This is a genomic window from Pyxidicoccus caerfyrddinensis (assembly GCF_010894405.1).
GTDB classification, from domain to species: Bacteria; Myxococcota; Myxococcia; order Myxococcales; family Myxococcaceae; genus Myxococcus; species Myxococcus caerfyrddinensis.
In genome coordinates, this window is sequence record NZ_JAAIYA010000002.1 from 520,155 (window position 1) to 539,866 (window position 19,712).

11 protein-coding genes, 1 pseudogene and 1 riboswitch are annotated in these 19,712 nt (G+C 70.0%); of the genes and pseudogenes, 5 read left to right on the top strand and 7 right to left on the bottom strand.

Annotated elements, in window-relative coordinates:
• Positions 1-24: 24 nt before the first annotated feature.
• The 3 genes from thrA to G4D86_RS05700 all read right to left on the bottom strand — a co-directional run bounded on the left by thrA (position 25) and on the right by G4D86_RS05700 (position 4,241).
• Complete coding sequence (gene thrA / locus G4D86_RS05690; protein ID WP_163990277.1) at positions 25-2,526, bottom strand: bifunctional aspartate kinase/homoserine dehydrogenase I; 2,502 nt, start codon at positions 2,524-2,526, stop codon at positions 25-27.
• 309 nt (positions 2,527-2,835) lie between these two features.
• Positions 2,836-2,958, bottom strand: a riboswitch (SAM-I-IV-variant riboswitch).
• Between the two features lie 69 nt (positions 2,959-3,027).
• Entirely contained in the window at positions 3,028-3,867 is an 840-nt protein-coding gene (locus G4D86_RS05695) for an acyl-CoA desaturase (RefSeq protein ID WP_240360059.1), read from the bottom strand.
• 62 nt (positions 3,868-3,929) lie between these two features.
• Positions 3,930-4,241, bottom strand: coding sequence for a DUF378 domain-containing protein (locus G4D86_RS05700; RefSeq protein ID WP_163990279.1), 312 nt, complete (start codon positions 4,239-4,241; stop codon positions 3,930-3,932).
• A 102-nt stretch (positions 4,242-4,343) separates the two neighbouring features.
• Between G4D86_RS05700 and G4D86_RS05705 the strand changes: the two genes are divergently transcribed.
• The 3 genes from G4D86_RS05705 (at position 4,344) to G4D86_RS05715 (ending at position 9,572) form a co-directional block, all read left to right on the top strand.
• Complete coding sequence (locus tag G4D86_RS05705) at positions 4,344-5,276, top strand: YihY/virulence factor BrkB family protein (protein WP_163990281.1); 933 nt, start codon at positions 4,344-4,346, stop codon at positions 5,274-5,276.
• A gap of 296 nt (positions 5,277-5,572) precedes the next feature.
• Positions 5,573-8,914: an ELWxxDGT repeat protein gene (locus G4D86_RS05710; RefSeq protein ID WP_163990283.1), complete on the top strand. Its 3,342-nt coding sequence runs from the start codon at positions 5,573-5,575 to the stop codon at positions 8,912-8,914.
• A gap of 205 nt (positions 8,915-9,119) precedes the next feature.
• Complete coding sequence (locus tag G4D86_RS05715; RefSeq protein WP_240360060.1) at positions 9,120-9,572, top strand: hypothetical protein; 453 nt, start codon at positions 9,120-9,122, stop codon at positions 9,570-9,572.
• A 139-nt stretch (positions 9,573-9,711) separates the two neighbouring features.
• Here the strand turns inward: G4D86_RS05715 and G4D86_RS05720 are convergent, their stop codons facing one another.
• Together G4D86_RS05720 and hrpA are read right to left on the bottom strand one after the other, a co-directional pair.
• Positions 9,712-10,638, bottom strand: a complete 927-nt coding sequence (locus tag G4D86_RS05720; protein ID WP_163990285.1) for a LysM peptidoglycan-binding domain-containing protein — start codon at positions 10,636-10,638, stop codon at positions 9,712-9,714.
• Between the two features lie 199 nt (positions 10,639-10,837).
• The gene (gene hrpA / locus G4D86_RS05725; protein ID WP_163990287.1) at positions 10,838-14,539 is read right to left on the bottom strand and encodes an ATP-dependent RNA helicase HrpA; all 3,702 of its coding nucleotides are present in this window, start codon (positions 14,537-14,539) and stop codon (positions 10,838-10,840) included.
• Between the two features lie 47 nt (positions 14,540-14,586).
• Here hrpA and G4D86_RS05730 point away from each other — a divergent pair, with 47 nt between their 5' ends.
• Together G4D86_RS05730 and G4D86_RS05735 are read left to right on the top strand one after the other, a co-directional pair.
• Positions 14,587-14,802, top strand: a complete 216-nt coding sequence (locus G4D86_RS05730; RefSeq protein WP_240360061.1) for a transposase — start codon at positions 14,587-14,589, stop codon at positions 14,800-14,802.
• 258 nt (positions 14,803-15,060) lie between these two features.
• A complete protein-coding gene (locus G4D86_RS05735; protein WP_163990289.1) occupies positions 15,061-16,110 on the top strand; it encodes a hypothetical protein in 1,050 nt (349 codons plus the stop codon).
• A gap of 53 nt (positions 16,111-16,163) precedes the next feature.
• Here G4D86_RS05735 and G4D86_RS52585 read toward each other — a convergent pair.
• Positions 16,164-16,388, bottom strand: a pseudogene (locus G4D86_RS52585) (hypothetical protein); the annotation flags it as partial.
• Between the two features lie 72 nt (positions 16,389-16,460).
• Complete coding sequence (locus tag G4D86_RS05745) at positions 16,461-19,442, bottom strand: MXAN_5808 family serine peptidase (RefSeq protein ID WP_163990291.1); 2,982 nt, start codon at positions 19,440-19,442, stop codon at positions 16,461-16,463.
• Between the last annotated feature and the right edge of the window lie 270 nt (positions 19,443-19,712).

A 19,712-nucleotide genomic window follows, 5' to 3' on the forward strand; every position in this document is an offset into this window, starting at 1 on the left:
TTTCAGTGGAGACAGGGGAGGCGGTCAGCGGCCTCGCAGCGTCTGGGAGATGCGGAGGATGTCGGCCAGCACGCCCGAGGCCGTCACCGCGCCGCCCGCGCCCGCGCCGCGCACGGTGAGCGGGAAGTCGCTGTGGCGCGTGGTGGTGAAGGACACGAAGGACTCGGAGCCGCGCAGGTCCGCCGCGGGCTGGCCGGCCTCCACGGCGACGAGGCCCACGCGGATGACGGGCGAGCCGGTGCCCACCTTCGACGGGTCGATGCGCGCCAGGTAGCGCAGAACCGTGCCGGCGTGGCGGCAGCGGGTGACGCGGTCCGCGTACGCCGCGTCCTGCGACTTCAGCCCCTGGAGGAACGCGTCGACGGAGGTGCCGGACCGCGGCTCGTCGGGGACGAACGGCTCCAGCGCCACGTCGGAGAGGGAGAGGGGCAGCCCCAGCTCCCGGGCGAGGATGAGCGCCTTGCGCGCCACGTCCGTGCCGCGCAGGTCCTCGCGCGGGTCCGGCTCCGTGAAGCCCCGTTCCTTCGCGGTGCGCACGGCCACCGACAGCGGCACGCCGGCCGTCAGCTCGTTGCAGATGAAGCCCACGCTACCGGACAGCGACGCGGTGATGAGGCGCACCGTGTCGCCCGTGCGGACGAGGTTCGCCAGCGTGTCGATGACTGGCAGGCTGGACGCCACCGTCGTCTCGTAGTGGTAGGCGACGTGGTGGCGCCGGGCCTCGGTGAGGAGTGCCTCGCGGTCATTCCACGGCAGCGCCAGCGGCTTCTTGTTGGCCCCCACCACGTGGATGCCGCGCTGGAACGCCTCGGTGTACAGGGCCTCGATGCCACTCGCGGCGGTGCAGTCCACGAGGATGGGCACCGGCAGCCGGCGCAGCTCGTCCAGCAGCGGCACCAGCGTGCGCGTCTCCGGGTCCACCGGCTCCGCGCGCGCGAGCCGCTCCTCCAGTCCCTCCAGCGGCAGGCCCGCCGCGTCGAACAGGGCGCGCTGGCTGTCCGCGAGGCCGACGACTCGCAGCGCGATGCCGTGCTTGTCCTTGAGCAGGGTCTGCTGCGCGCGCAGCTGCGCCAACAGCTGGCCGCCCACGGTGCCCCGGCCGAGGAGGAACAGGCTCACCTGCTGGTGGGCCAGGTTGAAGGCCGCGTGCGTGGTGCGCACGGCGATGGCGGTGTCCGCCGCGTCCACGACGCAGGAGATGGAGCGCGAGCTGGCGCCCTGGGCGCTCGCCCGCACGTTGACGCCCACCGCGCCCAGCGCGCTGAAGAAGCGTCCGGCGACGTTGACGCCGTGGCCCATGGCCTCGGCCACCAGCGTCAGCAGCGTCACCGGCTCGCGGATGGCGAGGGGCTCCACCTCGTGCCGTGACAGCTCCTGGGCCAGCTCGTGCTCCAGCGCGCCCTGCGCGCGCAGCACGTCGGGCCGGGGAATGACGACGGCAAGCGACTGGCCATTCGCCGACTGCGCGGACAGCCACACCGTCACCTCCGCCTCGCGCAGCGCCGCCAGCACCCGCTCGCCGAGCTGGAACTGGTCCGACAGCTTGCGCACCTCGATGCCGAGCAGCGCGAGCTCCTCGCGCGTGGCGATACACGTGGGCCGCTGACCATCCCGCGAGCCGATGGCGTCGATGAGCGTGCCCGGGTGGTCCGGGTGCATCGTGTTGCGGATGCGCAGGGAGCTGCCCGCCTCGATGAGCGGAATCATCGTGCGCGGGTGCAGCATGCGGACGCCCACGGCGGCCAGCTCCAGTCCCTCTGCGTGCGTGAGGTGCGCGACGGGGTAGGCGTCGCTCACCAGGTCCGGGTCGGCGGTGTGCAGGCCCATCACGTCCGTCCACACCGTGACTTCCGTCGCGTCGATGCCCTGGGCCACCAGCGCCGCCGTGTAGTCGGAGCCGTTGCGCCCCAGCGTGGTGGTGCGTCCGTCGGGCGTCGCGGCAATGAAGCCGGGGAGGACGGGCACGGAGGTCCTCCAGCCCGCCACCGACGCCTGGAGCCGCTCGCGCGTCCGGGCCACGTCCACCCGCGCCGCGCCGAAGCGGTCGTCCGTCACCAGCAACTGCCGTGCGTCGCGGAAGGTGGCCTCGGTGCCCGCGGCCGTCAGCAGCTCCGCGAGGAGCGTGGCGGAGACCAGCTCGCCGAAGGAGAGGACCCGGTCGCGCGAAGGCGCCGAGCACTCGCGGGTGAGGGAGATGCCCTGGAGCAACTGCTGCAAGGGGGACAGCAGCGTGTCCACCCGCGCCGCGAGCACGGTGGAGCGCGCGGGGTCCAGCGCGGCGGCGTTCGTCTTGGCGAGGTGGGCGATGCGCGCCACCACCGTCAGCGCGCCCTCCAGGTCTCCCTTCGTGGCGAGCCCCGCCGCTTCAATCAGCCAGTCCGTGGTGTCGCCCATGGCGGAGACGACGACGGCGAGAGGGCCCTGCTTCGCGTGTCGTCCAATCAGCTCGACGACCTGACGGAGCCGCCGGGGAGAGCCCACGGAGGAGCCTCCGAACTTCATCACCTGGAAGGGAGCGCTGCTCATCTGCGAACCTCGAAAGGGCCGCTCGGGCCCCTGAAGACAGTCAAAGGCAGACACGCCTCGCGCTCCGGGCACACGAAGGCCCGTCGCGGCGCACGCGCGCCTACGGCAAGTGAGAGGAATTGGGGGAGGCGGGGCCCTGGCGGACGCGGACTAGCGGTGGCCGCCGGGCCGGCGCATTCGGGCGCAACACCGACACGCGGCCAGGACACGGCACGACTTGAGGCGGTCAGCGGTGGCGTTCAGGGATGCGGCACGGGTGGACGGAACCACGGGGGTCCTCTCTCACCGAAGCTGAGGGGTGGCCTCTGCTTCGGACTCTTGGATTGCCCGTGGAGGTTCTTCTCCCTGAGCCGCATCGTTTGGACACCTTGGAGGTCCGACCCCAGGTTGTCGGGCCACCGCGTGAAGCGGAGGCCGCTCTGGATGCTGAGACAGCAGATAGACGTGTCTCGGGCGTCTGTCAATCCCTTGTGTGTAGCGGATGTGAAACTGGAACAGTCTTCACGGTGTGGCTGCCACGGCGTCCTCCATCATCTCGGAACGCGGGATGACAGACCGCGCGCGGGCCGGCATCTGGAGGGGCTCCTGGGCTGCCTCCACGTCCTGGCCTCTCGGGACATGGGCCAGGCGGATGAGCTTCAGCCGGGCCAGCAGCCGCATCACCTGCCAGGTCGGGTCGAGCTCGAAGCGCCGGGAGGCGAAGTCCGGGTTGGCCGGCCGGGCGTGGTGGTTGTTCTGGAACAGCTCGCCCATGCACAGCACGTCCATGGGCAGTGAGTTGCGGGACTCGTCGCGGGTGCGGAAGTTGCGGTAGCCGTAGCGGTGGCCGCACCAGTTGACGATGGCGCCGTGCACCGGCCCCATGACGAAGTGCAGGGGCAGCAGCAGGTACTGCCAGCGCCGGGTGGCGAAGCGCCGGTAGAAGAGCGTGTAGAGCGCCCCGAAGGCGACGCGGGACGGCCAGTGCCCGAAGGTGCGCTCCAGGGCGGGCCACTCGGGATATCCACCGAGGAAGCGCGACTCCGGCTGCTTGCGCCGGGTGACGAAGGCGGCATAGCGGCGCGCCGTCGCGAGCATCATCCGGGCCGGGTTGCCGTGGTGGGCGGGGGAGTGCGGGTCCTTCTCCGTGTCGGCGAAGGCATGGTGCTCGCGGTGGAGGATGGCGTAGGCACGGGGCTCGAGGTAGCTCGAACCCTGCACCAGCGCGGTGAGCAGGTGCAGCGAGCGCTCGGTCTTCGGTCCCATCGTGTACATCCGGTGGGCCGCGTAGCGGTGCTGGAAGAGGCTCTGCAAGAGGACCGAGAGGCCCCAGTGTCCGGCGAAGAAGAGAGAAATCTTCATGCTCGGAAAACACGCCGGCATGTCACCCGGGTGTCACCCGTCAGCTGGCGTCCTGCCGGTGTCTAGGGCCTCACGTCCGCCCGCCTGTTGACTCTCCCTCCCGTCGTCCGCGTCGTGGTGGTGGTCGTCGTCGATTCCAGCGGCCGGCGCCACGGGAAGGTGAGCGCGAGCGCCGCTCCCGCCAGCCCCACGACGGAATAGATGAGGCGCGCGATGGCGCTGGTCTGCTCGCGTGAGCCGCCGCCGAAGATTGCGTCCACGAGGTTCCAGTTGAAGAAGCCGATGAGGCCCCAGTTGATTGCGCCAATGATGACCAACACGGCCATCACCTTGGCGAGCGCTCCCTTCAAGCGGTCAGCATCTACGCGTTCCATGGCTCGACTCCTTGGATGGCGGTGGCTCCAGGTTGGAAACCCGGGCCGTCCCCCACCTCAAGATGCGCATCGGTGAGGCTACCTTTGGTCCAGGAGATGACCATGGAACGCGTGTCCCGGAGCCTGACCGACAGGGAAGCGGCCGTCGCGGAGACACGCCCCGTGAGGCCCCGGAGGCGCTGGGCCGGAAGAGCGGCGGAGTGGAGGGGCCTCCTGGCGGGATTGAGAGCCGAGTGGCGGCGCAACAAGCTGAGTGACGCGGCGGCCGCCCTCACGTTCTACGGCGTCCTCGCCCTGTTCCCCTTCCTGCTCCTGGTCGTCGCCATGGCGGGCCTCGCCATCCAACCCTCGGAGGTGGAGGCGCGCATCGGTGCGCTGGGGCGCACGCTTCCACCGGCCTTCACCCAGCTCGTCTATGCGCAGCTCGCGCAGCTCACCTCCGGGCCCGGCAGGGGAATGCTCACGTTCAGCGCGCTGGCCGCGGTGTGGTCGGCGACCGTCGGCGTGGTGAGTCTCATGACGGCCCTCAATACCGCGTATGGCGTGACGGAGAGCCGTCCGCGCTGGAAGGTCTTCGGAATCGCGCTCGGCGTGATGCTGGCGGCGGCCGTCCTGGCGCCACTCGCCGGGATTGTCGCGGTGGCCGCACCCGCCTTCGCGACGCGGCTCGGAGAGCCCTGGGCGACGCTGGCCGACTGGCTGCGGTTTCCCCTCGCGGCACTGCTGATGATGCTGCTCTGGGGGACCCTCTACTCGGTGCTGCCGAATACCCGGCGCGGGTTCAGGTTCATCACGCCCGGCTCAGTGGCGGGGGTGCTCATCTGGCTCGCCGCTTCGTTGTGCTTCGCCGGGTATGTCTCCCGCTTCAACACCTTCGGCGTCACCTATGGCGCCCTGGGGGCCATCATCATCCTGCTGCTGTGGCTGTGGATCTCCTCGCTCGCGCTGATGCTGGGGGCGGAGATCAACGCCGTCCTCGCCCGCCGTCCTTCGGCGGGGCGCACGGCTCGGCGGGGCGCTGAAGCCTCCCGGTGAGCCGCACATGAAGTCGGCAGGCCGCGCCCGTCTCATGCTGGAATTCCGGACGACGCCCCCTCCGCGGCCGGGCTATTTGCCGCGTGGGGATGAGCTGGAGTCCAGCCGGAAGGTGCTCCAGTCGACCAGCACTGTCGGCGTGCGCATCGTCGGAAAACGCACAGCACCGGCTCGAGCCCGGAGGTGCGGAGAAATAGCCCGCATTTCTTCTGCATGATTTCGCCGCTCGCCGTCTCTCCCGCTGTGCGCGAGCTGTGGATTTCGAGGCCGAGAGGCCTTCGAGGGGGGAGAGACACATGTCCGGTAGCGTCTGGATGAAGGCCGCGGTGATGGCTGGGGGGCTGCTCCTGGCGTGGGGGTGCATGCCGCTGTCCGCGGAGCCGGATTCGGAGAGCACTTCCCACCGGGCACCGGAGGCAGTGGGGGCGGGCCCGGCCTCACTGCTCAAGGACATCAACCCCGTGGTGAGGGAGGCGGTGGGCTCGGACCCGCGGGAGCTGGTCCAGCTGGGCAACACCGTGTTCTTCGTGGCCTACAATGGCACCACGGGCGAAGAGCTGTGGAAGACAGACGGCACCGCCGCGGGCACTGTCCTCGTCAAGGACATCAATCCCAACCTGGACGCGTACGGTCCCGACAGCCTCTTCGTCGCCAATGGGGCGCTCTTCTTCTTCGCCGATGATGGCGCCACGGGCCGCGAGCTATGGAAGAGCGATGGCACCGCCGCGGGCACCGTTCTCGTCAAGGACATCTGGCCGGGAGCCGGAGACTCCATGTGGTTCGGCCAGCAATCCCGGTTCACCGTCGTCAATGGGACGCTCTTCTTCGTGGCCAATGATGGCCGCGTGGGTTTCGAGCTGTGGAAGAGCGACGGCACTGCCGCGGGTACCGTCCTGGTCAGGGTCATCCCCAACCGCGGCTCCCCGGAGTCCTTGTCCGACGCGGACCCGACCGAGCTCACCGAGCTGAACGGAGTGCTCTACTTCCTGGCGGACTACCAGCTCTGGAGGAGCGACGGCACCCAGGCCGGCACCTACTTCATCACGGGCAGCTTCTGCCTGCGGCTCAGGAAGGTGGGGAGCACCCTCTTCTTCACCGATGGCGACGACCTCTGGAAGAGCGACGGCACATTGTCTGGCACGGGCCGCCTCAAGAGCTTCGCTTCCGGCGGTGGCGCGGAAGAGCTCACCTCGGTGGGCAACACGCTCTTCTTCAGCGCGAACGACGGCACCACCGGACGCGAGCTGTGGAGGAGCGACGGCACGTCCTCTGGCACCACGCTCGTCAAGGACCTCCTTCCGGGTGCCTCCGGCTCGGCGCCCACCGCACTCGTGGACGTGGGGGGCACGCTCTACTTCTCGGCCGATGACGGCACCCACGGGCGCGAACCGTGGAGGAGCAATGGCACCGAGCCCGGCACGCTCCTCGTCAAGGACCTGCTGGCGGGCCCTGGCAGCTCGAGACCCTCGAGCTTCACCGGCATGGATGGCGCCACCTACTTCGTTGCCAGGACCGACAGCACCGGGGTCGAGCTCTGGAAGACGGACGGCACCGCCCCGGGTACCGGGCTCGTCAAGGACCTCTCGCCAGGGCCCGCCAGCGCGTCCCCGAGCGGGCTGCACAACCTCAACGGCGTGCTCGTCTTCTCCGCCGGGGGCGAGCTGGGCCGGGAGCCATGGAGGAGCGATGGCACCGCCCAGGGCACCGTGCTCGTGAAGGACATCCAGCCCCCCGGGTCGGACGCATGGCCCGACTCCTTCGTGCCCTTCAACGGGGGCGCCCTCTTCGTGGCCAACGACGGCACCTCGGGTCGCGAGTTGTGGAAGACGGATGGCACCGCCCAGGGCACCGTGCTCGTGAAGGACATCTGCCCGGGCGCCGCCGGCTCCTCCCCGCTCAACCTCACCCCTGTCGGTGGCTCCGTGTTCTTCATGGCCAATGACGGCAGCTCGGGGTTCGAGCTGTGGAAGACGGATGGCACCGCTCAGGGCACCGCGCTCGTGAAGGACATCAGTCCGGGAGCTTCCAGCTCCTTTCCCTTCGATATGGTCGCCTTCAAGGGGGCCCTGTTCTTCAAGGCCGGCGACGGCACCTCAGGTCGCGAGTTGTGGAAGACGGACGGCACCGCCGAGGGGACCGTGCGCATGAAGGACATCCGCGAGGGAACCCGCTTCGACTCGGTGGGAGGATTCGCGGTCTTCAACGACAGGCTCTTCTTCTCTGCCTACCGCGATATGCAAAGTGAGTTGTGGACGACGGATGGCACCCCCGAAGGCACCGTCGTCTTCAAGGCCTTCGTCGACAGCATCTCGATCCGCGAGGCGAAGGCCGTGGGCAACAGGCTCTTCATGACCATGGACAGCTCCGACGGCGAAGAGCCATGGGTCTCCGATGGAACCCCCGAGGGCACCATCCTCCTCAAGGATCTCTGCCCCACCAGCGCGAGCTCGAGCCCGACGGGCTACACCGCGTTCAACGGACAGGTCTACTTCACCGCCGATGACTGCATCACGGGCAGGGAGCTGTGGAGGACGGATGGCACCGCCCAGGGCACCGTGCTCGTCAAGGACCTCGCCCCCGGGTTCGCCAGCTCGGGCATCACCCAATTGTCCGTGCTCGGCGACCGGCTTCTGTTCTCGGCGGTCACGGGGACCGAGGGCCGTGAGCTGTGGAAGAGCGATGGCACCGCCCAGGGCACCGTGCTCGTCAAGGATGTCCTGCCCGGAGGTGACTCGGGGCTCGCGAACCAGCCCCTCTTGGCGATTCCCTCCGAGAACATGGTGGTGTTCTCCGCGCGGGATGGTGCCTCGGGCATGGAGCTGTGGCGGTCCGACGGCACGGCCGAGGGCACGGTGCGGCTGCTGGACCTGGCGCCCGGTGCCGCGTCCTCCTACCCGAGTCAATTCTTCACCGTCGGAGATTCGCTCCTCTTCCAGGCCGATGACGGCACCACGGGCCGCGAGCTGTGGAAGCTCCGTCTCTCGTTGTCCGGCATGGACACCACGCCACCGCGGCTCACGTGCCCCGCCGCGATGACGGCCACCGCGGCCGATGCCTCGGGCGCTCCTGTGTCCTTCACCGCCACCGCCCAGGACGAGGGAGGAAGCGTGAGCACCGCCTACAGCCACGCCCCGGGCAGCACCTTCTCCGTGGGCACCACCTCCGTCACCGTCACCGCCACCGACGCGGCCGGCAACACCGCGACCTGCACCTTCACCGTGACGGTGGAGCCGCCGGTGCTGGCAGCCCCCGTCATCACCTCGCCTGGCCAGGGGGCCATCCTCGACGACCCCACGCCCGTCTTCTCCGGCTCCGCCCGGCCGGGCAGCACCGTCGCCCTCGTCGTGGATGGCGTGGACGTCGGTACCGTCACCTCAAGCGAGTCCGGCGCCTGGTCCTTCACCGCCACCTCACCCCTGACGGAGGGCATCCACGGCGTGACCGCCACGGCGCGCCACCTGGGGAGCACCAGCCCGGCCAGCGCCGTCGTGAGCTTCACGGTCGACCTCCAGCCGGACCCACCGGACCCGGAGGAGGGCGGCGGATGCTCGGCGGGCCCGGGGGATTCCTCGTGGCTGCTGGCGAGCCTGGCGGTGCTGGCGGCCGCCGTTCCCCGGCGGCGCCAGCTCGCGAGGTAACTCCACCGCAAGGCTTGCGCCAACGCGGGTGGCGCCGAGGCAGCCCCCAGCAGGAGCCGCGGACGCAGGGGACATCGCGAGTGGACTTGCGCGGTGCACCCTGCTCGGTGCGTTACACCGGCGTCAGGGGCGTTGGACCGGGGAGCGCTCGCCCGCGCGGGGCGTGGTAGGAGGGAGGTCGTCCGCTCGAAGGAAGGTGGTCATCGTGCGTCGTCCCTCCGGGTCGGTGGTCTCGTCCCTGGCGCTGCTCGCGCTGCTGGCCTGCGGCACGTCTTGCACCGGCAACCCCGCTGGCGCGGCGTCGCGAGCAGCCCCGGACACGGCCGCCGCGCGCGGCACGGCCGGCTGCCCCACCCACAAGCTCGCCTTCACGCGGGAGACGGGCTGCCAGAACGACGGGGCGGTCGAGTTCTGCGTGCCGAAGGACGCACCCGCCGCGCACGCCGAGGTGAAGCGGATTGCCCCGTCGGTGTCGGCCATGGCGTCACGCGGGCGGGCGGGCTGCGACACGGCCACGGAGACGCTGTTCCTCTACCCGCTCCACGAGGACGCCTGCACCTCGCGCCACGGCGCGCTGACGGACACCGCGTGGAACGAGCTCTGCCAGCTCGCGGCGCTGCCGGAGGTCCGGCGCATCGTGCCAACCTGGTACGAGTAGCCGACGTGCGGCCGTCCGGGTGCATGTCGCCCACCGCGGCCAGGGGCACATTGCTTCGGGAGTCGAGGACCTTGCGCGGAGCCTGACCGGCGCTACAGGGGGGGGCGACACCCCCCTCCGTCCTCTGCGCTACGCCACGTCAGCCGACCTGGGCCAGGACGTAGCTGAACTCCTTCTGAGGGCCGAGCGCGGCCCAGAAGTTGTTGAAGCGGCCCTGGTCCATCGTCTGGCAGCCGGCGGAGTACGTGTCGTTCGTTCCGCCGCGATGGAAGTAGTAGGCCTGTCCGCCCCAGTCGCCGCTGAACACGTCGTCCTTCGAGTTGATCCGGTGGTCGCGGTTCGTGTCGCGGCGCACGGTCGGGTTCCCGTAGCGCAGGTCCGGCGAGAGGATGTTGCCACCGAAGTTGCCGTTGAAGCTCTTCTTGTAGTGGTAGGTCTGGTTGCCGACGAGGCGGCCGACCGGCTTGGTGCTCTGGCTCGGGTCATCGGCCCAGCGGCGGTTGGGCTCGGTGTTGGCCTTGAACTCCTCGACGTGCGGCTTGCCGCTGCTGTCCTTCCACATGACGACGAGCCGATCGTCGTAGGTGCCGCGGGAGGGCTGGTCCTTGGTGAAGGGCGTGTTCACCCTCAGGCCGACGATGACGCGCTTGCCGGCCGCGAGGTCCTGCTTCGCCTTGGCGTCGCCGTGCTTCTCCACGTACTTCGAGTAGAGCGCGTACTCCTTCGCCTCGGACATGCCCTCGGTGTTCGGGATGCCCTTGGGGAGCACGCTGGTGTTCTTGCCGGGCTGGGGCTTCGGCGCTGGCTTCGACTCAGGCGCGGGCGCGTTCACGACCTTCACGTGCAGCTTCTGGCCCGGCTGGATGACGTTGATGTTCGCGACCTGGGGGTTCAGCTTCTTCAATGCGGCCAGCGAGAGGTCGTGTTTCGCCGCGATGCCCGAAAACGTGTCACCGCTCTTCACGGTGTAGTCGACGAACTTCTTGGAGGCCGGCTTCTCCCCGGTGCTGGACCTGGCAGCGATTCCACTCAGCGTGTCTCCGGACCGGACCTTGGACGTGATCATTCGGGGTACTCCTGAAACCGAAGGTGTTTGACGGGATTGTCGGCGGTGCGGGCTCAGAGTTTCTTGGAAATTGGTTTTTCACCGGACCTGGTGCCAGCAGGGCAGACGGCGAGTCACTGGATTTCTACGCTCAGTGAGGCGCTGCCAATGCTCGAGGTGGGGGCGTGGACGCGGCTGCACGCCCGGCGTGTGCTCATCTCTAGCGCAGCGCCGCGAGGGCCGCGCCGACCTTCGCCACCGTCACCGACACGGGCGTCGTCACCTCCGGAGCGAAGATGGCCACGCGGAGCTCCTCGAAGGTCCACCGCAGCTCCTGCGCCGCATCCTGGTCCCTCACGGTGGCGCGCCTGGCGAGGAAGGCCTCCCACAGGGGAGTGAAGGGCTCGGCCTTCCCTGCGTCCTTGCTGGGGTTCACCACCGCACGCGCCAGCCGTGCCTGGGCCGCGCGGAGGTAGCGCGGGTAGTTCAGTAGACGCCCGAAGGGAATCCACTCGATGAGGTTCGCGGGGAACAGGTGCCCGAGCTGCGAGCGGATGTCCCGCACGGCCGCCGAGCCGCTCGGCCCCTTCTTGAGTGCGGCGAGCGTCGCGGCGAGCTCCGCGGAGGTGACCACGACGGCGTTCGCCCAGTCCCGGGCCGCACCCTCGATGCGCGGTGAGCCCTCATGGACCCGCGCCTCGAAGGCCGCCTTCGTGCGGGGTAGCGGCGCACCCGGTGTGAGCTTGAACGCCTCGTCGACGCCGCGTGCGAGGACGAGCGCTCGGAAGGCGTCGGCCTGGCCCCGCGCGGGCGGCGCGCCGTCCAGGGACGGGAAGGGCGGCGGCATGCGCGCGGCGCTGACGGCCACGTGTCCGCGCGCGGCGAGCATCAGGAGCCGGCGGACCCCCGTGCGCGTGGCCGCGTCGGCGGCGGCGGAGGTCTCGAGCAGCACCAGGTCCACGGCAGCGCCCCGGTCGACGAGCGCGGGGTAGCTGCGGACGTCGAGCCCGCCGATCCGCCGGGTGACCACGGAGGGCAGCTCGCCGAAGGTCCAGGCCGTCAGCCCCTTGCGCTCCCAGTCCGAAGCCGGTGCCGCGCTGCGCAGCGCCGTCCGTGCACGTCCCCCGTACTGCTCGAGCAGCGCGTCGGCGTCGCGGCTCCGCGCGAGCTCCTTTCCCTTCTCGTCGAGCACCCGGAGCGTGATGCGCAGGTACGGCGCCACGGCATCCGCCCGGAGGGATTCCTCGGGCAGGTCCACGCCGCACAGCCGGGACACCGCACGCGCGAGCGCTGGAATCAGCGGCCCGCGGAAGGGCACGAGTTCCTTCTGGAGACGGTCGACCAGGTCCGGCAGCGGCCCCAGCTGCTTGCGCTGTGCGCGGGGGACCTCCTCGAGCAGGGCGGTGAGCTTCTCCCGCTGCCACCCGGGGATGGTCCAGTCGAGCTCACCTGGGACGAGCTGTGCGAGCAGCAGCAGCGGCACGCTCAGGGTGATGCCGTCGTCCTCGGCCGCGGGGTCGAAGGTGTACGTCACCGGCACGGACGCGCCGTGCAGGGTGATGGCGTCCGGGTAGTGCGCCGGGGACAGGCCCGGGTCGTGCGAGAGGGCATCCTCCATCGTGAGGACGAGCACGTCGGGGTCGGCCGCCTCGGCCTTGCGGCGCCAGGCCTCGAAGCCCGCTCCGTCCGTCACGTCCTCCGGGACGCGCTGGTCGAAGAACGTCAGCAGCGCCTCGCTGTCGAGCAGCTCGCTGCGCCGGGCCTTGTCCCGCAAGCGCGCCACGCGCTCGAGCACCTGGCGGTTCTTCTCCTGGAATGCCCCCCGGGTGCGGTACTCGCCGCGCACCAGGGCATGCTCGAGGAACATCAGCCGTGCCCGGGCGGGGTCCATGCTGGCCAGGGCCACGGGGCGCTCCTTGAAGACTTGAAGCCCGAAGAGGGTCGCGTTCTCCTTCACCACGGCGCGCGCGGACTTCTCCGACCAGTGCGGTTCGGAGTAGCTGCGCTTGAGCAGGTGGGGGGCCGCCGCCGCGAGCCACTCCGGGTCGAGCTTCGCCACGGTGCGCGCGAACAGCTGGGACGTCTCCACGAGCTCGAACGCCATCGCCCAGGCAGGGGGCTTCTTCGCGAGCGCCGACGAGGGGTGAACCATGAAGCGCGTCTGCTTCGCGCCCGTAAAGTGGCGCTGCTCCGGATTCCACTGGCCGATGCGGGACAGCAGCCCGGTGAGGAGCGCCTGGTGCAGAGCGTCTCCGCGCGCCGGGACGCCCCGGCCCTTGCTCGGCAGGCGCAGCTCGCGGACGGTCTCCTCGAGCTGGCGCTGGACGTCCCGCCACTCGCGCACCCGCAGGAAGGACAGGAAGTTGTCCCGGCACACGCGCCGCAGATGGGACGTCCCCCGGCCCTCGGCCTCGCGTACGAATGCCCACAGCTTGAGCAGCCCCGTGAAGTCCGAGTGCTCGTCACGGAAGCGCCGGTGCAGCTCGTCCGCCTTCTGCGCCAGCTCCCGTGGCCGCTCGCGCGGGTCCTGCAGGTTGAGCGCCGCGGCGACGATGAGCACCTCGTCCAGGCACCCGTACTCGGCGCCGGCGAGAATCATCCGCGCGATGCGCGGGTCCACCGGGAAGCGCGCGAGCTGGTGCCCGAGCGGCGTCAAGGTGCGCTCCTTGCCCTCGATGGCCCCGAGCTCCTCGAGCACCCGCCAGCCCTCGGCGATGGCCCTCGGCTGAGGCGGGTCGAGGAAGGGGAAGTCCTCGACGTCACCGAGGCCGAGGGACTTCATCCGCAGGATGACCCCCGCGAGCCCGGTGCGCTTGATTTCCGGGTCGGTGAAGGCGGGCCGCGTGGTGAAGCCCGCCTCGTCGTAGAGGCGCACGCAGACCCCGTCGCGCACGCGGCCGCAGCGCCCCTTGCGCTGGTCGGCGCTGGCCTGGGAGACCGGCTCGATGTGCAGGCGCGTGGTGCCAGAGCGCGGGTCGTAGCGCGACAGGCGCGCCACCCCCGTGTCCACGACGTACACGATGCCCGGGATGGTGACCGACGTCTCCGCGACGTTGGTGGCGAGGATGACCCGGCGCTCGGGGATGGTGGCGAAGACGCGCGACTGCTCGGCGGCCGACAGGCGCGCATACAGGGGCTGCACCACCGTGCCGCGGAGCTCGCGTGCGTTCAGGGCACTCTCGGCCTCGCGGATCTCCCGCTCCCCGGGGAGGAACACGAGGACGTCCCCGTCCGGGTCGAGCGAGAGCACGTTGGCCACCGCATCGGCGACGGAGTCGGCGAGCTCGTCGTCCTCGGGGGGCGGCTCGTAGAGCACGTCCACCGGGAAGGTACGGCCTTCCACCTGGATGACCGGCGCCCCCCCGAAGAACTGCGAGAAGCGCTCGGTCTCGATGGTGGCCGAGCTCACCACCACCTTGAGGTCGGGGCGCCTGGGGAGGATGCGCTTGAGCCACCCGAGCAGGAAGTCGATGGTGAGGCTGCGCTCGTGGGCCTCGTCGAGCACGATGGTGTCGTAGCGGCTCAGGAGCGGGTCGCTGTGAATCTGCGCGAGGAGGACGCCGTCGGTCATGAACTTCACGGCCGTCCGCCGGGACGAGCGGTCCTCGAAGCGAATCTGGTAGCCGACGTCCGTGCCCAGCTCCGTGCCGAGCTCGCGTGCCACGCGCGCCGCCACGCTCGTCGCGGCGATACGCCGGGGCTGGGTGACGCCAATCTGGCGCGGGCGGCCGCGCCCCATGGCGAGCAGGACTTTCGGCAGCTGCGTCGTCTTCCCCGAGCCGGTGGCCCCCGCGACGATGACCACCTGATGGGCGGCGATGGCCGCGGTGATGTCCTCCACCCGGGCCGAGATGGGGAGCTCGGGGGGGAAGTGCAGGGTGGGCAAGCCGCCGGGGGTGGGTACGGGGGATTCGCCGGACATGGCAGCATGGCCTAGCACTGAAGCGCGCGCTCCGCCCCTGACGAAGTGTGTGGGCGCCTGCTCGCCCGGCGTTCCTGGAGGGATTCTCCCTGTACGCCCATACGCACCTGCATGCGCACGACAGGCAGGGACTGGAGCGGCGATGCCGCTACGGGGCACGCGGTGCGCTGGCTCTGGAGCGGTTGTCACGAGCGGAGGATGGCCGCATTGCTTGGCGCATGAAGCGCCCGCTGCCGGACGGCACGACGCACCTGCATCAGTGACTTGCAGTTCATCCTCGCGGATCTGGCGACGAAGGCGAACACCGAGGAGTCGTCGCGGCTGGCGAACCAGGAGGGTGCAGAACCCTCACCGCCTCGTACATCAGCGGGCGCGGCAACCTATCACGGAACGCTCCGACCCCTGCGTGAGCCCAAGCCACGTCGAACCGCGCGCTTGCTCGCGAGGCGGCCGCTCACCAGCGGACAGTGCCCGGGCAGGTCGGAGCAGTCACACCGGGAGGGCGCGGTCATGATGAGGGCGTGAACGAGACCGTCGAGAAGCTGGTCGCCGAGGTGAACGCCATCGCGCAGCCGCGCGTTGCACTCGAGCTGCAATGGGAGGTCATCAATGATGAGTCCCGAGAGGGCTACAGCGCGTGGGTGTTGGAGCTGCACGCAATTGTCGAGCAGCCCGGCCTTCATCACAGCCAATACTCGACGCTGCCGCTCCATCGGTTTCCGGTGGAAGCGCTCACGGACCGGCGCGACGCGCAGCGCATCGCGGAGGTCGTTGCTGAGCGAACGCATCTGGCGTTGCATGCGCCGCCGGTCGAAGACAGCGGGGGGACAGGCGGCTCGGGCTGGCTGCGAAGGGCGCCTATCGGTCCGCCGGTTGCGTACGACTGCAGCTGGGAAGCGAGCTGGTGGACCGACGAGGGGCGTAGGGAAGAGGCGCGAGGCCACGAGCCGGTTCACGCCGAGTCGGGCGAGCTCGCGGGTGCGAGGTTGATGAAGCAGCTTGCGAGCAGGTTTCCGCAACGGCCGCTCTCACTCAGCGTCGATGCCGCTGGCGAGAGGCACAATACGAGCCATTCCGTGCCCTACCCGGCCGAGCTTCCCGAGGCCGACGCGATTCGTGCGCTCGCGCTCGCCGAGGCGTGCCGTGCTTCTCGAATCGCGCGCGCGCTTCCTGCAACAAGCGGGCTGTCACTGATGCTCGCGTTCGCGGCGGCCTTCGAAGGTTGGCCAACCGCTATGTCTACATACGCGCCGCTCGCGGCGTGGCGTCGCGGTGAGCTCGATGATGCCGCGCTCGACGACGCGGTCAGCCCGAGAATCGACCGCACCCGGGACGATTGGGACCTTCCGCGCAGGTTGCGCGAGGTCAAGGCGCGCGGCGACAGCGTTGCCGCGTTCATACGCAACGAACAACGCAAGCGCCAGTACAGCAACAACATCCAGCTCGTCCGAGCTCTCTTCCAGACGTTCGGCCTGAGCCTGGGGGAGGCGAAGGTCTTCGTCTCCGACTGTCATGACGCGCGGTTCGACGCCGAGCTCGATCTCCTACTGGAGCAACGGATGAAGCCCTGATGCCAAAGGTGTATCCGGCGAGGCGCTCCCGCCAATAGAAGGGCCTGGAAGTGGGTGCCCACTGAAGTGGAGCAGACCCAGTTGACGGCCTTCTTGTTCACACCGGCCGCGGTGGAGCTGGGGCCCCAGTTGGAGAAGTCGGCGTAGTTGCCGGCCTGCGTTCCACCGGAATTCTTCCCGTGGATCCACAGCGTGTAGTTGGTGGCGAGGGCTTCTGGCGCGGCCAGCAGCGTGAGAGCGAATGAGACGAGGAGCGACGTGCGGATGCGGCGCTGCATGACGGCTCCGGGGGATTGCGAGGGGAACCCCACCTGTGAGGGCGGGGCGCCCTGCGCGCTACCAGAAGGCGCCTACAGGCTGCCCGCGGGGACGCGGCGGATGAACAGCGTCTCGTGGCTGGTGTGAGCCGGACCCTCCCGCGCTTCCACGCGTATGTGATTGAGGCCCTCCTTCAGCGCCACGTCCGTGGAGAACGGGAGCGGCGCGGGCTCGCCCTCGGCGGGGGTGAGGTGCTGGAAGAACACCTTCTGGTCATTCACCCGCACCGACAGGTCCAGCGGGCGGCGGTTCAGTGGGGTGACGGTGCCGGCGAGCGTCATGCGCTCCGTGGCCGTCACGAACCCGCCCCGGGCCGGCTCCGTTCCGCTGAGCGAAATGCGCGGTGGGCTCAGGGCAGGCCGGAGCTCCAGGTCCTTCGCGGGCACCGGGGCCGGCTTGTGCTTCGTCTTCGTGCCTTCCGCGGCCGTGGCCTTCACGAAGGCGAAGCGGTCCGGGGCAAGCTCGACCCGGGCGAACCCGCCCACCTGCGCCACCTGCCGCACCACCGCTCCTGCGCGCAGCCGGCCCAGCAGCCGGGCGCCGTCCTCGGGCGCCACGAAGAGCTCCGTCCCCTTCGCGAGCTGCACCACCGCCTTGCGCGCCTCCACCTCCGGAGCCTCGCGCGATACCGGGAGGGTCAGGTGCTCGAAAGAGGCTTCGTTCAGCGGCTCGTCGACGATGTCCAGCTTCAGCTCGAGGGTTTCCGGTACGAGGTCCTGCTTCACCTCCAGCTCGAAGTACGCCGCCGCCGTCTGGCCCGGGGCCAGCTCCCCCAGCTTTGCCCTGGCCTGGGTGATGACGAGGCCGTCGCCCGAGCGGCTCCGCAGCCGCGCGAGCGTGTCCATCGCCTTCCCGGTGCCGGTGTTGGTGACGTCCACCCGCAGGCCCACCGTCTCACCGCGTTGCATGAGGCCGTCGCCATTGCAGGCCTCGCAGCCGTCCAGCACCTGCCAGTTGAAGGAGAAGGCCGGGCGGGGCCGCGCCAGGAAGGTGAGCCCGGTGGTGATGGGGCCGGGCAGCATCCCCGAGTCGTCCTGCAGCTTCACCGTCACCCCGTCGCGCCGCGAGGCCAGCGCCGCGGGCACGGGGACGGAGACCTTCCAGGACTTCGTCTCGCCCGGCTTCACCATGCCAAACAGGAACTCCCGCCGGTCCAGCACGCCGTTGTCCGGGCAGTCCGTCCACGCGCGCAGCCGGTGCACCGGCTCGTCGCCCTGGTTCTTCACCGTCAGCTCCAGCTCCAGCACGTCCCCGGCCCGCACCGCCGCGTCTCCACCCGGCGCGAGCGTGACGGCCAGGCGGGGCGTCTTCGGCGTGGGGCCCGGGCTCCAGTCGATGCCGAGCGCGGCGATGGCGGCGTGGACGCGCGCCTCCTCCTCGCGGCGGCGCTGCTCCACGAAGTCCCTGCCGAGCTGCAACATCCTGCCGCGCTCGGCGGAAGGGGCCTTCAGCACGAAGTCCCGGGCGAAGCGCACCTCGAAGTCCTCGAGAGGCGCCTCCGGATTCCACTCGGCCGCCTCGGCGCCGGGGGCCCTGCCGCCCTCCAGGAGGTAGCCAATCCGCGCGGCCGGCGCCCGAAGGGCAGGGGACTGCTGGGAGGAGGCCGCTCCGGAGGGGCTCCCCGGGTCCGCGCCGGGCATGGGCTTGCGCGGCGTGAAGAAGCCCACGCCCTCCTTCTGAAGACGGGCGGGTGCCAGCTCGAGGTCCGGAATGATGCCGACCCCCTGGACGGGGACATCGCCCGTGGTCAGGAACCTGGCGATGGTCAACTCCAGCGCCGAGCCGTCCGGGAAGTCGTACAGCACCTGCACCGTGCCCTGGCCGTAGGTCCGCCGGCCGATGATGACGGCCCGGTCCAGGTTCTTGAGCGCGCCAGCGACAATCTCCGCTCCCGAGGCCGTGCTGCCATCGACGAGGACGGCGATGGGCCAGGTGGCGTCGCTGGCCTCGGCCCGGGCCTGCTTCTCCTCGCGCAGCTTGCCGGACTGGCCGACGGTGGTGACGATGGTGCCCTTGGAAAGGAAGAGGTCGGCGGCCTGGATGGCCTGGGTGAGGAGGCCGCCGGTGTTGCCTCGCAGGTCGAGCACCAGGCCCTGGAGGCCGTCCGGCCCGGAGTCCTGGCTCAGTTGCTGGAGGGCGGCCTGCAGATCCCGGAGGGTGATGCCCTGGAAGTTCTCCAGCCGCACATAGCCCACGTTCCCGGCCAGCAGCGCGTGCCGCACGCTTGGAACGGAGACCGTGGCGCGGACGAGTGTCATCACCCGGGGCTTGTCCCAGCCCTTGCGCATCACCGTGAGGGTGGCCTCGCTGTCGACCGGGCCTCGCATCCTGGACACGGCCTCCGCCAGGTCCATGCCTCCGGTGTCCGCCCCGTCGATCTTCTGGATGTGGTCGTCCGCCTGGAGGCCGGCGCGCCGCGCGGGCCCGTTGGGCAGCACGTTGACCACGAGGAGGCGGCCCTCGCGAAACTGGAAGACGGTGCCGAGGCTGCCCAGATCGCCCCTGAAGGACTGCTTCAGCTCCGAGTACAGCTCGGGGCGGATGAGCGCGGACTGCGGGTCCAGCGTGGAGAGCATGCCGTTGACGGCGGCGTACTCCACCTCCCGGGAGTCCTCCAGGGGGCGCGCGTTGGCGTGGATGAACTGGAAGGTATCCTTCAAGGCGAAGGACATCTTCCAGAGTGTGTCGACGTGCGTGATGTCGAATTCCCTCGTCTCGGAGCCGGCCCTGATTTTCACGGTGCCAGCGTCCGCATTGCCTTCGACGATGAGGTCGGGGACCGCCTTCTCCGCCCCATCCAGCGCGGCAATCATCATCTCCCTGGGTTTGACTCGCGTGACGTCGGCGTAGTTCTCCTTCACGTAGAGGATGATCTTGGTGACGATGCGCAGGGAGGTGAGGTCATGGCGGGACTTGTCGTCCAGGGCCGAGGCCGCACCGGGGAGCAGGGGCACAGCGGCGCTGGCGCCCAGCAGCAGGCAGAGGGCGAGGGTCCGGCGAAGCAGGCGCGGCATGGGTGCTCCGAGGGCAGGGGCGGGCGGAAGATGGAGTCCCGCACAAGGATGAGCCCGCCTGGTGGAAAGTCATGCAGGAAATCTGCGATGAGGGGGCGGGGGGCGGACATGCGGCAGGTTTCCAGGTGGATGGCAATCATTGTCCTGTGCGGTGCGCTGGCGGCGGAGGCCGGGGAGGTGCCCCAGGACCCGCGGCTGGCCCAGGCCCAGGCAGCGCATGAGGAGGCAAACACGCTCTTCGTGGCGGGCCGGTATGCCGAGGCCGTCTCA

What these genes read in the sequence shown, in the direction of transcription:
- G4D86_RS05700 (WP_163990279.1), bottom strand. Translation starts at nt 4,241, where the DNA reads ATGGAACGCGTAGATGCTGACCGCTTGAAGGGAGCGCTCGCCAAGGTG.
- G4D86_RS05705 (WP_163990281.1), top strand. Translation starts at nt 4,344, where the DNA reads ATGGAACGCGTGTCCCGGAGCCTGACCGACAGGGAAGCGGCCGTCGCG.
- G4D86_RS05720 (WP_163990285.1), bottom strand. Translation starts at nt 10,638, where the DNA reads ATGATCACGTCCAAGGTCCGGTCCGGAGACACGCTGAGTGGAATCGCT.
- hrpA (WP_163990287.1), bottom strand. Translation starts at nt 14,539, where the DNA reads ATGTCCGGCGAATCCCCCGTACCCACCCCCGGCGGCTTGCCCACCCTG.
- G4D86_RS05745 (WP_163990291.1), bottom strand. Translation starts at nt 19,442, where the DNA reads ATGCCGCGCCTGCTTCGCCGGACCCTCGCCCTCTGCCTGCTGCTGGGC.
- G4D86_RS05710 (WP_163990283.1), top strand. Translation starts at nt 5,573, where the DNA reads ATGTCCGGTAGCGTCTGGATGAAGGCCGCGGTGATGGCTGGGGGGCTG.
- thrA (WP_163990277.1), bottom strand. Translation starts at nt 2,526, where the DNA reads ATGAGCAGCGCTCCCTTCCAGGTGATGAAGTTCGGAGGCTCCTCCGTG.
- G4D86_RS05695 (WP_240360059.1), bottom strand. Translation starts at nt 3,867, where the DNA reads ATGAAGATTTCTCTCTTCTTCGCCGGACACTGGGGCCTCTCGGTCCTC.